The sequence below is a fragment of the Mycobacterium shinjukuense genome (genome assembly GCF_010730055.1).
GTDB classification, from domain to species: domain Bacteria; phylum Actinomycetota; class Actinomycetes; order Mycobacteriales; family Mycobacteriaceae; genus Mycobacterium; species Mycobacterium shinjukuense.
Genome location: NZ_AP022575.1, coordinates 879858 through 895542, shown reverse-complemented (window position 1 = coordinate 895542; position 15685 = coordinate 879858). Strand labels below are relative to the sequence as shown.

At 67.4% G+C, this 15685-nt stretch carries 10 protein-coding genes and 2 pseudogenes; 4 read left to right on the top strand and 8 right to left on the bottom strand.

Features of this window, described 5'->3' with window-relative positions; all coding sequences use genetic code 11:
• Positions 1-125: 125 nt before the first annotated feature.
• Both G6N20_RS03900 and G6N20_RS03895 read right to left on the bottom strand, forming a co-directional pair.
• On the bottom strand, positions 126-1529 hold the full coding sequence (locus tag G6N20_RS03900) for a mechanosensitive ion channel domain-containing protein (RefSeq protein WP_083046288.1): 1404 nt from the start codon (positions 1527-1529) through the stop codon (positions 126-128).
• Positions 1526-3598 (bottom strand): adenylate/guanylate cyclase domain-containing protein, encoded by a 2073-nt coding sequence (locus G6N20_RS03895; protein WP_232065492.1) that lies wholly within the window; start codon positions 3596-3598, stop codon positions 1526-1528. The genes G6N20_RS03900 and G6N20_RS03895 overlap by 4 nt, the downstream gene beginning before the upstream one ends.
• Positions 3599-4273: 675 nt before the next feature.
• Between G6N20_RS03895 and G6N20_RS03890 the strand changes: the two genes are divergently transcribed.
• The 3 genes from G6N20_RS03890 to G6N20_RS03880 all read left to right on the top strand — a co-directional run bounded on the left by G6N20_RS03890 (position 4274) and on the right by G6N20_RS03880 (position 6349).
• Entirely contained in the window at positions 4274-5143 is an 870-nt protein-coding gene (locus tag G6N20_RS03890; protein WP_083046286.1) for a ribokinase, read from the top strand.
• Positions 5143-5763, top strand: a complete 621-nt coding sequence (locus G6N20_RS03885; RefSeq protein ID WP_083046285.1) for a methyltransferase family protein — start codon at positions 5143-5145, stop codon at positions 5761-5763. The genes G6N20_RS03890 and G6N20_RS03885 overlap by 1 nt, the downstream gene beginning before the upstream one ends.
• Before the next feature lie 163 nt (positions 5764-5926).
• Entirely contained in the window at positions 5927-6349 is a 423-nt protein-coding gene (locus G6N20_RS03880; protein ID WP_083046284.1) for a DUF6188 family protein, read from the top strand.
• Between the two features lie 40 nt (positions 6350-6389).
• Here G6N20_RS03880 and G6N20_RS03875 read toward each other — a convergent pair whose 3' ends face one another.
• The gene (locus tag G6N20_RS03875) at positions 6390-8432 is read right to left on the bottom strand and encodes an NAD(+) synthase (protein WP_083046283.1); all 2043 of its coding nucleotides are present in this window, start codon (positions 8430-8432) and stop codon (positions 6390-6392) included.
• On the opposite strand from G6N20_RS03875, the pseudogene G6N20_RS03870 reads away from it, so the two are divergent.
• Positions 8432-8808: pseudogene (locus G6N20_RS03870) on the top strand (Sir2 family NAD-dependent protein deacetylase); the annotation flags it as partial. The gene G6N20_RS03875 and the pseudogene G6N20_RS03870 sit on opposite strands and share 1 nt — an antisense overlap.
• Positions 8809-8951: 143 nt before the next feature.
• Here the strand turns inward: G6N20_RS03870 and proB are convergent.
• The 5 genes and pseudogenes from proB to G6N20_RS03845 all read right to left on the bottom strand — a co-directional run.
• A pseudogene (gene proB, locus G6N20_RS03865) lies at positions 8952-10070 on the bottom strand (glutamate 5-kinase); the annotation flags it as partial.
• Positions 10067-11509 (bottom strand): GTPase ObgE, encoded by a 1443-nt coding sequence (obgE, locus tag G6N20_RS03860; RefSeq protein WP_083046281.1) that lies wholly within the window; start codon positions 11507-11509, stop codon positions 10067-10069. The gene obgE and the pseudogene proB, both read right to left, overlap by 4 nt.
• Before the next feature lie 102 nt (positions 11510-11611).
• Positions 11612-11878, bottom strand: coding sequence for a 50S ribosomal protein L27 (gene rpmA, locus G6N20_RS03855; protein ID WP_083046280.1), 267 nt, complete (start codon positions 11876-11878; stop codon positions 11612-11614).
• A 14-nt stretch (positions 11879-11892) separates the two neighbouring features.
• Positions 11893-12204 carry a 50S ribosomal protein L21 gene (gene rplU / locus G6N20_RS03850; protein WP_083046279.1) on the bottom strand — a complete coding sequence of 104 codons (312 nt, stop codon included), beginning with the start codon at positions 12202-12204 and terminating at the stop codon, positions 11893-11895.
• A gap of 208 nt (positions 12205-12412) precedes the next feature.
• Complete coding sequence (locus G6N20_RS03845) at positions 12413-15367, bottom strand: ribonuclease E/G (protein WP_083046278.1); 2955 nt, start codon at positions 15365-15367, stop codon at positions 12413-12415.
• Positions 15368-15685: the final 318 nt, after the last annotated feature.

Genomic DNA, 15685 nt, shown 5'->3' with positions numbered 1-15685 from the left:
CCTCCCTGGCGGGCGGGCCTTCGGACTTCGAGGATAATGAAATGGCTGGTCGGGCCAGGTCTGCGGGGCGTGACGGCGCAGGCCCAGGCTCTGGGTGCCGTCGGCTTCCGGGTTGGCTGCGCGGCCTAACCAACCCGCTCGCGATGAGTTGCCCGCTGCGCCTTGGTTTGGCGCTCGTCGATGAGCCGACCCAGCTCTTGCAGCAGCATTGGTTTGCTCATGACCACCGGCTCCAGATGGTCACGATCGATCTCGAGCACGGTCACCTCTTCCAGCGCCACCGCCCTGGCGGGGTTGGGTTGACGTGTCAGTGCCGTCATACCCAAAAACGCGCCCTCGCCCAGCGTGCTGATCGCGACGGCGAAGCCGTCCTCGGTGGTCGCCGTCAGCCGAACACTGCCAGCGATGATGAAACTCATCCCCCTCGGCACCACGCCCTGGTCCTGCACGATCTCGTCGATGCCGTACCGCACCACCCTCGCGTAGGGAACCAGTGCCTGCTGCTCCACCAGACTGAGCCGCAGCTCGGGCCCCACCACCGTGCGCAAGGCCTGCTGCACGCGTTCGGCCGTTGAGAATTCGTCATCGGCCTCGTCGAGGTGAAGCCCTTCGCGCCGTGCCGCGTACCACACCCACGGCAGAAATGTTGCTTGCGCCGCGCCGTCGTCCGCCGGCGACTTCAGTCCGACCGTGGTGCGGTACTCGCCGCCGCCCAGGGCAACCGTGGTGGGCATCACCGCGGGTTTGAGATGCGGTAGCCCGCTGGCAACCCTGGTCAGCATCGCGCATACCTGATTCGGCGGATCGGTGACGGCGAATTTGGTTGTAATCGTGCATTTGTGGGAGCCTCCCGGCCGGCTGAGGTTTGTGAAGGAGGTGGTCGCCAGCATCGAGTTGGGCGTGATTCGCAGCCCGGCTCCGGTCTCGATATGGACGGCGCGCCAGTTCACTTCGACGACTCGTCCGCGCGCGGTGGGGGTGTCCAACCAATCATCGATGCGGAAGGGCTGCTCGAACAACATGAACAAGCCCGAAACGATCTGGCCCACGGAGTTCTGCAGCATCAGGCCGATCACCACCGACGTCACCCCGAGCGCGGTGAATAGGCCACCGACCCGCACGCCCCAGATGTAGGACAGGATCATCGCCAGGCCAACGCCGATCAACGCGAACCGGGCGACGTCCAAGAAGATCGTGGGCAGCCGCTTGCGCCAGCTGTTTTCGGGCGCCCCCTGGAAAACGGTGGCGTTGAGCCCGGACAACAGCAGCACCAGCACCAAGAAGCCGAACACGGTGGTGAGGATTCGCACCATGGGGTCACCGGCCGGGATCTGCGCGGCCTTGACGAGCAGCAGCAGCAACGCGCCGAGCGGCACGAGATAGTTACGCAGCAGGCTCACCTGTCTAGCCAGATGGCTGCCTCTGCGAGCAAGTGCGCGATGTAGCTCGGTAAGGACGATCAGCCCAACGGGCAATCCGATCGCGATGCCGACGGCCCAGTAAAACCACGACGCGCCAAATACGTTCATGACCGCTCCACCAATCTGTAGATCGGCTCGTCTGTTCCGTCGACCGAGATGGTGCCGGCCGCGGTGAACTGCCGCACATCCCTTAACGTCTGGTACACATGCGAGGTCACGTAGATTCCGGGTTGCGGTGAGCCACTGTGCATTTGGTAAGCCAGGCTGACCGCGGTACCCCACATGTCATAGACAACGCTCGACCGGCCCACCAGCCCGCTGATGACGTCGCCGGTGTTGATTCCCACTCGCAAACTCAGCTCATGGCCGGTCTGGCGGTTGAACCGTTCAATGATGCGGCACATTTCGAGGGCGAAATCGACCGTTCGGGCGACGTTGTCCAGTCGCGGCGTGGTGATCCCGCAACTCGCCAGATAGCCATTGTGCAGCGTGCGAATCCGTTCTACACCAAGGGATTCAGCGGCCGAGTCGAACTGCCGTACCAATTCGTCGACGATCCCCACCAACTCGTTACCGGATAGGTCGCTGGAAATCTCGTCCAGTCCCAGGATGTCGGCGAACAAAACCGTGACGTCCTGGTGCTCCTGCGCGATCGTTTTCTCGCCATCGCGATAACGCTGCACCACCGGCTCGGGCATCATCGACAGCAGCAGTCGGTCGTTTTCCCTGCGCTGCTCGTTGAGCAGCTCTTCCTTGATCTCCAGGTTCCGGCTCATCTCGTTGAAAGCCGCTGTGAGATCACCAATTTCGTCACGCGACGTTACCGGAATCGTGACGTCATACTCGCCGGCGCTGATCCGTTGGGTGCCGGCCTGCAGCCGCCGGATCGGCCGCACCATTGCCTGGGCGATCAGCATTGAGGCCACACAGATGACGAAGACCATCGCCACCGTGACCAACACCAGGGCCCGGCTGAACGCGGCCGCGGCCGCAAATGCCTCGGAGTGGTCCCGGGTCGCCAGGATCGACCAGTGCAGATCGGAGTTCGGCACGTTCAACGGCGCGTAGGCCTCCAGCTCCCTGTTGCCCGTGTAGTCGGTATCGGAGACCGTCCCGGTCTGTCCGCGTTGCGCGGCACGCAACCCTTCGCTGACCACGGGCTGCAGCAGTGTTGTGCCCCCGATCTGGATGGCACGGTTCGCCACGTCGATTGGGGTGCCCGCGGCGACCACCTGTCGCTGGAATTCCTTGGGATCTTGCAGGAAGAGCCGAGAATCCGAGCGCATCAGGCTGTCTGGGCCGGCCAGAAACGTCTCCGTCCCATGCCCCATGCCGGCGGCTTGCCACTGCTTGTTGGCGGTCATGATCTTGTTGATCTTGGCGATCGGCAGCGGCAACGCCAAAACGCCCTCGGTCCGAGCGCCCGCCTGCACCGGCGCCACCAGCCATGCGGTCGGCACGTCGAGTTGTGGCTGATAGGGCTTGAAGTCGGTGATCCAGGTGAAGTCGACGGCGTTGGCGCCCAACGCCTTGAGGTAGGCGTCACGCAGGTTGGTTTCGCGGTACGGGCCGGTCAAAATGTTGGTGCCCAGGTCGGGGTCCTTGCTCAGGCTGTAGACGATGTTGCCCCGGGTGTCCAGCAGCACGGCGTCGTCGTAATCGAACCGGGTGACGATTTCCCGGAAGTAGCCGTTGAACCGGGCATTGGCCGCCGACCACGCGCTGCCGTCCCCGGCGTCGTCCAGCCGCATCGAATCGCTGTCGGATTTGAACGGCGCGGTGTAGTACGCCTGTAGGTACCGCTGCGCCGGGCTGGTCGGCAGCAGCGCGGTGATGTCGAGCCGTTCACCCGTCGCACGTTCCACCGGGTTGATAAGTTGGTTGTTGTAATAGTCGACGATCGCCTGTTGCTGCGCCGGGTTGATCGTCGCGTCGGCCAGTTGATCGAAGGCGGCGGTGAACTGTGCGACCGCGTCGATCACGGTCAACCCGCGGGCGTAAATGACCAGCGAATTCGTCAGGTCGGCAAACAGCGTCTCCACCGCCCGCTTCTGCGACTCGCGCAACTCGGTCAACCGCTCGTACGCCGCCGCTTGTAGCGAGCTGCGACCGGACTGATAGCCGACGACGACAATCGCCGCCACCGACAGCATGCTGCACAGCAGCAGCAGCACCATCAGCTTGGATTGGATGCTCGCCCGGAAGTGCGGCCAACGCCGGCGCTTGCCCGCCTGGCTCCGCTGCGCCGCGGCGGTTTCGACCGCCGGCGCTGGGTCTGTTGGCTCGGCCGAGGTCAATCGCATTCCTTCCGGTCGATGGGTTGTTCCGACGCACCGAGCAGACTAACGCGCGGACCTTAGGATAATCGCGTTTGGCGTACAGCCACCCGCTGCGATGAGGCTGCGGCACAGCGCGCTGCCCAGCTCGGTCTCGCTGGCCTACGCGGCGAGCTGATCGATCGACGCGTGCTGGGCCACCGGCAACCGGCGCGCCAGGCACTCCAGCCGCTGCAGGGCCCGCAATCGTTCGGGGGCGGTGAACGCGTCAAAGGACTACTCGCACAAGCGGTCCAGGTCGGCATCGAGCGGATCGAAGACCTCGACGACCTGTTCGCGGGTACTCCATCACAAGGGATTACAAAGACCGGCGGCCGACGTCGAGGTCGTGCTGGCCGCCGGACTCGGGCACCTGGCCAGGCGTCACGTAACAGGAAGCGCCGCAGCGGAGGCGGCGCGGCAAACCCGACCACGCCCCCGGAACCCCTCGTCACCAACTCCCCCGAAGTCTCAAAGCCGCCCAACAACCGTCGATGACCGTCAACCAGACGATGACGGGCCACTACCCTCGGTGGAATGGCAACGCGCGTCTGCGTGGTGGGCAGCGTGAACATGGACCTGACATTCCAGGTGCCCAACCTGCCGCGCCCGGGCGAGACCGTACTGGCGTCGTCATCGAGCTGCGCGCCCGGCGGCAAGGGCGGCAATCAGGCGGTGGCCGCCGCTCGGGCGGGTGCGTGGGTGCAGTTCGTCGGCGCGTTCGGCAACGACCCTGCCGCCGACCAATTGCGGGCGCACCTGCAAACTAATGGCGTCGGGCTGGACGGGGCCATCACCGTGCCCGGACCGAGTGGGACGGCGATCATCATGGTCGATGCCGGCGCCGAAAACTGCATCATTGTGGCACCGGGCGCCAACGCGGGACTGACGATGCCACCGGCGCTGGTCGCCGGCTGCGACGTGTTGCTGACCCAGCTCGAAATTCCGCTGGCAACGGTCTTGACGGCGGCACGAGCGGCTCGTGCGGCCGGTGCGGTCGTCATGGTCAACGCGTCCCCGGCCGGCCACGATACGAAGCAACTGGCGCAACTGGCGGCCGTCACCGACGTGGTGATCGCAAACGAGCCCGAGGCGAGCGAATGGTCCTGGCGGCCAACCCACTTCGTGGTTACTCAGGGCGCGCGCGGCGTCCGCTATGTCGGTGCTGATGGCGAGTTCGAGCTGCCTACGCCCGCAGTGACGGCGGTCGATACCACTGGGGCCGGCGACGTGTTCGCTGGAGTATTGGCCGCGAATTGGCCGCGGGACCCTGCTTCCGCGGCCGAACGACGGCGCGCATTGCGGCTAGCCTGCGCGGCAGGCGCGTTGGCGACGCTAGTGCCCGGCGCAGGTGACTGCGCACCCGATGCCGAAGCGATCAACGCACTTGATGACGGGAGAAGCTGATGCCGGCGACCACCGCGGCCAGCATCGCCATCGCGTTGCTGGCGATTTTCATTGTGCTCGGATTCGGTTGGCGCAGCTGGCTGCAATACCACCGCACCGGATCGAGCGGCTTTCGTCGCGTCAGCGCTCGGATCGGTTCCCCGGAATGGTTTGGCGCGGTGGGATTCGTAGTGGCGCTGTTGGTAGCAGCCAGCGCGCCGATCCTACAGTGGGCCCATGTTGTTGAACCGCTTGCGATCATGCGCGCGACCTGGATCCAAGTCGCCGGAATAATGGTTGCCTCAGTCGGTATCGCGGCGACGGTCTACGCGCAGCTCGCGCTGGGCGATTCGTGGCGGATCGGCGTAGACGAGCAGGAAACCACCACCCTGGTGACCACCGGACCGTTCGGGTGGGTTCGCAATCCCATCTACACCGCCATGTTCACGTTTGCTCTGGGGATCGCGCTGGTGACACCGAATCTCGTTGCTTGGGCCGGGTTTGTCGTGCTCATTGCCGCGATCGAGGTGCATGTTCGCCGTGTGGAGGAACCCTACCTACTACGGACACACGGCGATGCCTACCGCACCTACTGCACCACAGTGGGCCGGTTCATTCCGGGTGTCGGGTTGATACGCTAACGAGCGTGCCCGCACGCCGTGGGCGAACGTCCATCCGTCGACGCTTTCCAGCTCGTCGGCCGACTGCGTCAGCAACACCTGACTGCGGCCCGACCCGCCTCACCTTGGCGAACTGCGGCTTTCGGCACTTGTGCGGATGACAAATCGCGACCACAGTGAACATATGGCCCAACAGATCAAGCGGTGGCTGGAGGGCTGCGCGCTACAGCGGATCATGTTCCGCGACGGGCTGGTGCTGAATTTCGAGGATTACAACGAGCTTGTCATTGCGGCGCCGATACGCCTGACCCTGCCGGCCGTCAAAACCTTGCCCACCGAGGTCGTCGAGATCGACCCGAACGACCCCGCCGACCAGGAACGTCCGCTGTTCGATTTCGCCGGGACAACGTGCACCGGCGCTGTCTGGTACGACACCGGACATCTCCACCTCGAATTCTCCGATGGCCACCGGATCGACGTGCGCCCGGACGACCGCATCACCGCGTGGGAGCTGTATGGCAAATACCACGGGTACGCTGCCTGCCTGGCGCATGGCAAGGTGCGGGTGGTCCGGCATGACATGCCCGAAGTCAACCGCGACGGGTGAGCCGGCGGCGGGGGGAGCGGGCCAGCCCGTGCGCTGACAGCTAGCGCCCCGGCACCTCGCGCTCGATCTCGTCGAGCCAGGTTCGTGCCGACATATCCGACGGGGCGCGCCAGTCCCCCCGCGGCGACAACGAGCCACCGTGGGAGACCTTGGGGCCGTTGGGCAATGCCGAACGCTTGAACTGGCTGAACGAGTAGAACCGCTGGACGAAAATCTGCAGCCAACGCCGGATCTCGGCCAGCGAATAGGACGGGCGTTTGGTCTCGGGGAAACCGGGCGGCCACACGCCGCGGCCAGGATCACTCCACGCGTGCCAGGCCAGGAACGCGATCTTGGACGGCCGGAATCCGTAGCGCAGCACCCAAAACAGCGAGAAGTCCTGCAGCGCAAACGGTCCTATCTTCGCCTCGCTGCTTTGCAGTTCCTCTTCCTCACCGGTGGGTATCAGTTCGGGGGTGATCTCGGTGTCAAGCACCGACTGCAGCACCTCGCCCACCTGCTCGTCGAATTCGCCCGCCGATATGACCCAGCGGATCAGGTGCTGGATCAGCGTTTTGGGCACCCCGGCGTTGACGTTGTAGTGCGACATCTGGTCGCCGACGCCGTACGTCGACCAGCCCAGCGCCAGCTCCGACAGGTCGCCGGTGCCCAGCACGATGCCGCCGCGCTGGTTCGCCAACCGGAACAGGTAGTCGGTGCGCAGGCCGGCCTGGACGTTCTCGAAGGTGACGTCGTAGACCTCCTCACCACGTGCGAACGGATGGCCGATCTCGTCGAGCATCAGCCGGGCCGTCTGGCGGATGTCGATTTCCTCGAACGTGACGCCCAACGCACGGGCCAGCCTGACCGCGTTGTTCTTGGTGTGCTCCCCGGTGGCAAACCCGGGCAGCGTGAACGCCAGAATGTCGCTGCGCGGACGATTTTCGCGATCCATGGCCCGGGCCGCCACGATCAGTGCGTGGGTCGAGTCCAGCCCCCCGGAAACACCGATCACCACCTTCGGGTAGTCCAGCGCCCGTAGTCGTTGTTCCAGGCCGGACACCTGGATGTTGTACGCCTCGTAGCAATCCTGTTGCAGCCGGCGCGAATCGGCCGGCACGAACGGAAACCGCTCAACCGCCCGCAGCAGTCCGATGTCGTGCTCGGGCGGGTCTAGCCGAAACTCGATGCGGCGGAACGCCTCCGCCAATGCCCGGTGGTGGCGCCGGTTGTCGTCGAAGGTGCCCATCCGCAGCCGCTCCGAGCGAAGCAACTCGGTGTCGACGTCGGCCACGCTGCGACGCTCCCCGCGGGGAAACCGCTCGGACTGCGCGAGCAGCGCCCCGTTCTCCCAGATCATCGTCTGGCCGTCCCAGGCCAGGTCCGTCGTCGACTCGCCCTCGCCCGCGGCGGCATAGACATAGGCGGCCAGGCAGCGCGCCGACGCCGAGCGCGCCAGCAGGCGGCGATCCTCGGCGCGGCCGATGGTGATCGGGCTGCCGGACAGGTTGGCCAACACGGTCGCACCCGCCAGCGCCGCCTCGGCGCTGGGAGGCACCGGCACGAACATGTCCTCACAGATTTCGACGTGCAGCACGAACCCGGGGACGTCGGACGCCGCGAAGAGCAGGTCCGGGCCGAACGGCGCCTCGGTAGCGCCGATGCGAATGGTGCCGCGCTCGCCGTCGCCGGGTGCGACCTGGCGTCGCTCGTAGAACTCGCGGTAGGTGGGCAGATACGACTTCGGGGACACACCGAGCACGGTGCCGCGGTGGATGACGACCGCGGTGTTGTAGATGCGATGCCGGTGCCGCAGCGGCGCACCGACCACCATAACCGGCAACAGCTGCGCGGAGGCCGCGACGATGTCGAGCAGGGCGTCCTCGACGGCGGCCAGCAGGGCGTCCTGCAGCAACACGTCCTCGATGGAGTAACCCGACAGCGTCAGCTCGGGAAAGACCGCCAGCGCCGCTCCGTCGTCGTGGCAGGCGCGCGCCAACCCGAGGATGGAAACGGCGTTGGCCGCCGGGTCGCCGATCGTGGTGTGGTGCGTGCACGCGGCCACCCGCACGAACCCATGTCGGTAGGCGGAATAAAAGTTCATTGCCCCCTATTGTCGCGTCCCGACGGTCAAGATCGGGTGCCGGGGGGTGCACGAATGCCTACGCTCGGTTGCGTGGCGTCCCCCGCCCAGCAACCCCATGACAATCCGCCAGTTCACGTCGGACCCGCTGTTCCGGCAGCGGTACCGGGCGCGCAACCACGTCGGCTGGCGGCACATGGCCGACACGGTTCCCAACGCCGGACACCGGGCGCTGACCGAGCTGGAGCGCGCCGGCGTGGTCACCGGCGTGATCACCCAGAGCGTCGACCTGCTGCACACCAAGGCCGGCAGCCGAAACGTGGTCAACCTGCACGGCACGTATGCGCACGTGACCTGCCTAGGCTGCGGCTACCTCACCAGCCGCGCCGCGCTGGCCCCTGGACATCCCGGTGGCGATCATCAACCGGGCTCCGACCCGCGGCGACCACCTGGCCAGCGTCCAGGTCGACGGTGGCTGCTCAGACTTGTTGGCGCGGCTGGCTGGCGAACTGACGAAGCGCCGGGTCCGCTGACCGGCCACCTCGCCGACACCGCAACCAGGTCGTCGGCGTGCACCGCGGGCCTGCGCAGCTCGCCGGGCAGCTCCGAGGTCGACCGGCCGATCATGGTGGCGAGTTCGGCGGCGTCGTAGGCGACCACGCCACGGGCCACCAGGGCCGAGTCGGGTCCCCAGAGTTCGACGACATCGCCGCCGAAAAACTTGCCCGACACCGCCGTGATGCCGGCCGGCAGCAACGACCGGCGGTGGCGCACCACGGCGCGCACCGCACCCTCGTCCAAAGTCAACGAACCGGCGGACTCGGCGGCATGGCGCACCCAAAACCGGCGCGCCGACATGCGTTGGGGCCGTGCGGCAAACACCGTGCCCACCGAGGCGTCGGTGAGGGCCGTCGCCGCGTCGGCCGCGGGGGCAACCAACACGGGCACCCCCGCGTCGGCGGCCAGCAACGCCGACGACACCTTGGACGCCATTCCCCCGCTGCCCAGGTGGCTACTTCGGCCGGCAACCACACCCTCGAGGTCGGCGAGCCCCGTCACCTCGGCGATGAACCTGGGAGGCACCGAGCCCTTCTTGCGTGGGTCGGCCTGGTAGAGACCGTCGATATCGGACAGCAAGACCAAAGCGTCCGCGCCCACCAAGTGGGCCACCAGCGCCGACAGTCGATCGTTGTCACCGAACCGAATCTCGTTGGTGGCCACGGTATCGTTCTCGTTGACGATCGCCACCGCATGCAGCGCCCGCAACCGGTCCAGGGTGCGCTGGGCATTGGTGTGCTGCACCCGCATCGAAACATCGTGCGCGCTCAGCAGCACCTGCCCTACCGTGCGGCCATAGCGCGCGAAAGCCGCGCTCCACGCATTCACCAACGCGACCTGCCCAACGCTGGCCGCCGCCTGTTTGGTCGCCAAATCCCTTGGGCGCCGCGACAACCCGAGCGGCTCGAGGCCGGCGGCGATGGCGCCCGAAGACACGATGACGACGTCCGATCCGGCCTTCATCCGCCCCTCGATCGCGTCGGCGAGGTCGGCTAGCCGGCCGGCGTCGAACAGCCCCGACGGCGTGGTCAGCGCGGTGGTCCCGACCTTGACGACGAGGCTGCGTGCCGTCCGGATGGCTTCTCGGTGCCGGCTGATCATCGGTCGTCGCCACGCTCACGACGCTGACCGCGGGCGGCCTTGCGTTCACCGGCCCTGACCCGCTCGGTACGGCCCAACCGCGCATCGGTGCCCCGGCCAGACGTCGGGACCTGATCGCCGGCAGGGGTCTGCGGCTCCCAATCGAACGTCATCTCGCCGATGGTCACCGCGCACCCCGGTCGGGCGCCAAGCCGCACTAGCTCGTCCTCGACACCCAGGCGCGCCAGTCGATCGGCGAGATAGCCGACGGCCTCGTCATTGTCGAAGTCGGTCTGCCCGACCCAGCGCTCGGGCCGGGCTCCGGTGACGACAAAGCCGCCCTGCCGGTCGGGCTCGACCGTGAAGCCGCGGTCGTCCACCGGAACCGGACGGATCACCGGCCGGCGCGCCACTGGTTTCGGTCGCGCCGCGTGGTGCTCCGCGATCATCTGCCACAGCCCAAAGGTCAACGGCTGCAGGTTTTCCCGGGTGACCGTCGACACGCAGTACACCGGCCAGCCGCGCCGCTCGATCTCGTCGCGGACGAATTCGGCCAGCTCGCGAGCCGATGGGACGTCGATCTTGTTGAGCACCACCGCCCGGGGCCGCTCGGTGAGGTCGCTGAGCGCGGCGTCGCCCTGCAGGGTGGGTGTGTAGGCGGCCAGCTCGGCTTCCAGCGCGTCGATATCGGAGATGGGGTCGCGGCCGGGTTCAGCGGTCGCGCAATCCACCACATGCACCAGCACCGCGCAGCGCTCAACGTGCCGCAGGAAGTCCAGGCCCAGACCGCGGCCCTCGGATGCGCCCGGGATCAAACCGGGCACATCGGCCACGGTGAACGCATGCTCGCCGGCGGCGACCACGCCCAGGTTGGGCACCAGGGTGGTGAACGGATAGTCGGCGATCTTGGGTTTGGCCGCCGAGATGGCCGAGACCAGCGACGACTTTCCGGCCGACGGGAATCCGATCAGCCCGACGTCGGCGACCGTCTTGAGCTCCAGGGTGAGGTCGCGGGACTGGCCCGGCTCGCCGAGCAAGGCGAAACCGGGGGCCTTGCGGGCGCGCGACGCCAGCGCCGCATTGCCCAGGCCGCCGCGGCCGCCGCGGGCGGCTTCAAAACGGGCGCCAGCGCCCACCAGGTCGGCCAGCAACCTGCCGTTTTCGTCCAGCACCACGGTGCCGTCGGGAACCTTGACCTCCAGGTCCGCGCCCGCGGCGCCGTCGCGATGGTTGCCCATCCCCTGTTTGCCTGACGGCGCGGTGATATGCGGATGGAAGTGGAAATCAAGCAGCGTGTGCACCTGCGGGTCCACCACAAAGACGACGCTGCCGCCGCGGCCGCCGTTGCCGCCGTCGGGGCCGCCCAGCGGCTTGAATTTCTCCCGACGGACCGACGCGCAGCCGTTACCGCCGGAACCCGCTCGGGTGTGGATGACGACTCGATCGACGAATCGAGGCATCGAGGTTCCTTGCCTTACCCTTCCACGACGAAACCCACGTTGGCAGACCGTGAGCGAGCGACCGGCCGCAAAACGTCGCTCTCAACCCGAAGATAGCCGCGACTAGGCACCCCGAGCGGACGGCGCGACGATGCTCACCGTCTTGCGTCCGCGCTTGACGCCGAACTCGACCGCCCCGGCGGCCTTGGCGAACAACGTGTCGTCGCCGCCGCGCCCCACGCCCGCGCCCGGATGGAATTTGGTGCCGCGCTGGCGAACCAGGATCTCACCGGCCTTGACGACCTGCCCCCCGAACCGCTTGACGCCCAGCCGCTGGGCGGCGGAGTCGCGGCCGTTGCGCGAGCTGGAAGCGCCCTTCTTGTGTGCCATGTCTGTCGCCTCCGCTATGTGATGCCGGTGACCTTCAGCACCGTCAGCTGCTGGCGGTGCCCCTGCCGCTTGTGGTAGCGGGTCTTGTTCTTGAACTTGTGGATACGGATCTTGGGGCCCTTGGTGTGCTCGAGTACCTCGCCGGTGACCGCGACCTTGGCCAGGGCCTTGGCATCGGTGGTGACGCTGGCACCGTCCACGACCAGGACCACCGGCAGCGACACCTTCGCCCCGGGCTCGGAGTCGATCTTCTCGACCTTGACCACGTCTCCGACGGCGACTTTGTACTGCTTGCCGCCGGTCTTGGCGACTGCGTAGCTCGCCATCGGTGCTCCTGCCTCTTCCTCGGTCTTCTGCCTTCTGCGTGCGTCGCGCTTCGCGCGCGTGCCACCGGCGGTGCGCGGATGGGCGTTGGGGCGCGGGCCTGTGTGTCCCGCTGCCACCGGCCAGAACCCAATCTGTCCAGCCTGACGACAACTGCCCCAGGGTACGTGACCAGCGGCTACAGGGTCAAACCGGCGCCACTGTGTGGGTTCAGTCCAGGTGGATCGGCGGGCCGGCCGGCCGACCGGCCGCGCGCCGCCGCGGTCGCCCGACGGTCGACACGACCTGAATCGGGGCGGCTGGGGTGACCGGGACGCCGGTGCCGTCCCCCACGTCGGCGCCTGCCCCCCCGCCGTCGGAGTCGTCCTCGGGGTCGTCCTCGGTGTCCTCGTCAATGTCCTCGTCGGCTTCCTCGTCGGACACGTCCAGATCGTCGTCGAGGTCCTCATCGTCGTCAACGAGGTCCTCGTCGAGCTCGTCGTCGTCGAGGTCCACATCGTCGACGAGCTCCACGTCGACTTCGTCGGTGTCTTCGGTGTCCGCGAAGTCGGTGTCTTCGAAGTCGGCCGGCACTTGGTCTTCGGTCTGCTCGTCGATCTCGGCGGCGAGCTCCGCGCCGGGCTCTCCCGATTCGCCGTCACCGCGTTCGGCCGCCGCGGACAAGCCCGCGGCCATCGCCTTGAACAACGGATGCTCACCCGGCGTGTGCGCGGGGACCTTGGCCACCGTGGGCTCCTCGGATCGGCTCTTCTTCGATCGCCTGCCCCGCCGACCGCCGGACTCAGGCTTGCGTCCGGTCGCCGCCGCATCGACCGGGTCGGCGTGCAACAGGATCCCGCGGCCCCCGCAGTTAGGACACGAGGTGGAAAACGCCTCGATCAACCCGGTTCCCAGCCGCTTGCGGGTCACCTGCACCAGGCCCAGCGACGTCACCTCTGACACCTGATGGCGGGTGCGGTCGCGGGCCAGCGCCTCGGTCAGTCGACGCAACACCAGGTCGCGGTTGGATTCCAGCACCATGTCGATGAAGTCGATGACCACAATGCCGCCGATATCGCGCAGCCGCAGCTGGCGCACGATCTCCTCGGCGGCTTCGAGGTTGTTCTTGGTGACAGTCTGCTCGAGGTTTCCCCCCGAACCGGTGAACTTGCCGGTGTTGACGTCGATCACCGTCATCGCTTCGGTCCGGTCGATCACCAACGTGCCGCCCGACGGCAGCCACACCTTGCGGTCCATCGCCTTGGCCAACTGCTCGTCGATGCGATGCACCGCGAACACGTCCGGGCCGGACTGCCCGTCCGGCCCGGCAGCGGCTTCGTACTTGGTCAGCTTCGGAATTAATTCGGGCGCAACTGAATTCACGTAATCGTTGATCGTTGTCCAGGCTTCCTCTCCGGAGACGATGAGCCCGGAGAAATCCTCGTTGAACAAGTCACGAATCACCTTGACCAGCACGCCCGGTTCCTCGTAGAGCGCGACGGCGGCACCGGCGGCCTTCTCCTTGATCTCGGTTGCCTTGGCCTGGATCTGATTCCAGCGCTCCTGCAGTCGGGCGACGTCCGCGCGGATGTCCTCCTCTTTGACCCCCTCGGACGCGGTACGGATGATCACGCCCGCGTCGGACGGCACCACCTCGCGCAGGATCTCCTTGAGCCGCTGACGTTCGGTGTCGGGCAGCTTGCGGCTGATCCCCGTCGACGAGGCACCGGGCACGTAAACGAGGTAACGGCCGGCCAGCGACACCTGGGTGGTCAGCCGCGCGCCCTTGTGCCCGACCGGATCCTTGCTGACCTGCACCACCACGTAGTCGCCAGGTGTGAGGGCCTGTTCGATCCTGCGGTCGGCCCCGCCCAACCCGGCGGCCTCCCAGTTGACTTCGCCGGCGTAGAGCACGCCGTTGCGGCCACGACCGATGTCGACGAAGGCCGCCTCCATCGAGGGCAGCACGTTCTGCACGATCCCCAGGTAGATGTTGCCCACCAGCGAGGCAGAGGCCGCAGACGTGACGTAATGCTCCACCACGATGCCGTCTTCGAGCACCGCGATCTGGGTGTACCGGGCGCCCGCGTGCGGCGGCTCGGTGCGCACCCGGTCGCGGACGACCATGACCCGCTCGACAGCCTCGCGGCGAGCCAAGAATTCGGCCTCGGTCAACACCGGCGGGCGGCGCCGTCCCGCGTCCCGCCCGTCGCGGCGGCGCTGACGCTTGGCCTCCAGCCGAGTCGAGCCGTCGATGCCCTTGATCTCGGCGGCACCGTCGTCGTCGGCGACATCCGAGCCGGGCTTGGCCCCCGCGCGCGGCGCACGTTCGTGCACGACGGTGTTGGGCGGATCGTCGGGTGCTGGACCCTCGTCGCTATCCTCACCCGCACCCGACTTGCGCCGCCGTCGGCGGCGCCGGCGACGGGTGCCGGCCTCCGGCGAACCGTTGTCCGCCTCGCCGGTCTCGGTGTCGTCGGCGTCCTCGGCCGCTGGGCCGGCGATGTCCTCGGAGCCGGTGGCCTCCACGTTTGGGGCGCCCGGCTGGGCCCATTGCTCGGCTTCCCGATCGGCCGGGCCATTGGCGTCGTCGCCGGCGCGGCCGTCTGCTGGGCCGTCGGATCCGTTCTGCTCCCCGCGTCCGCGACCACGTCCGCGCCGGCCACGACGGCGGCGCCGGCTCGCGGGCCGTCCGGTTTGCTCGTCGTCGTCCTCCGGGCCGTAGCCATCGGCGTCGTCGGTGTCGTCGGCATAGTCATCGCCCGCGTCGTCGTCGAGCTCGATGGGTTGCGGCGCGACAAACAGCGGCATGTAGTGCGGCCGCTCGACATCCGTCTGCGGGCCCGGCGGGGTCTCCGGGGTCTGCAGCATCAGCCTGGATTCGGGTTCGCCGGGCGTGGGGAGGTCGGGGGCCGGTGGCGCATCGGTGGCGCCCGGCACACCCGTGGTGGCGGGTGCGTCCGGGGCTTGGGCAGCCAGCAGATCGCGCACCCGAACCGCATCGACGTGATCCACGGTGGAATGAGCGCTGCGGATCCGTCCGTCGAGCGAGGTCAACGCGTCCAGCACCCGCTGGCTGGTGGTTCCCAACGTTCGCGCCAGGGAATGGACTCGAAGGCGGTCCGGTAACTCCTCACGCTCGATCGGCTGGTTTGTTGATTCTGACGATGGGGCACCCTCTACCACGTATTCTCCTCAAGCCCCCGGGCGCGTCCTATCGAACGCGGCCACGCGAGGGCTTCGCTATCGGCCCGGCCCACTACTCCCGGGCTTGTGATGGTCTTGCCCCGAGCGGCTCACGGTGAGCCCGCTCGGCGCCGTGCTGAATGACGGCTCGACACGCCGCGCCGCATCACGGAATGGCGATGGTCGCGCTTGTCCAAGTCTTCATCCGGGTGTCTGCCACCGGTACGACGACGTTCACCCGACATCAGTATCCCACATCGTTTGGCGGGGTCACGCCCCGCTGAGCCGGGTGATCTGCAACCCGCTCAGCGCCCGCTG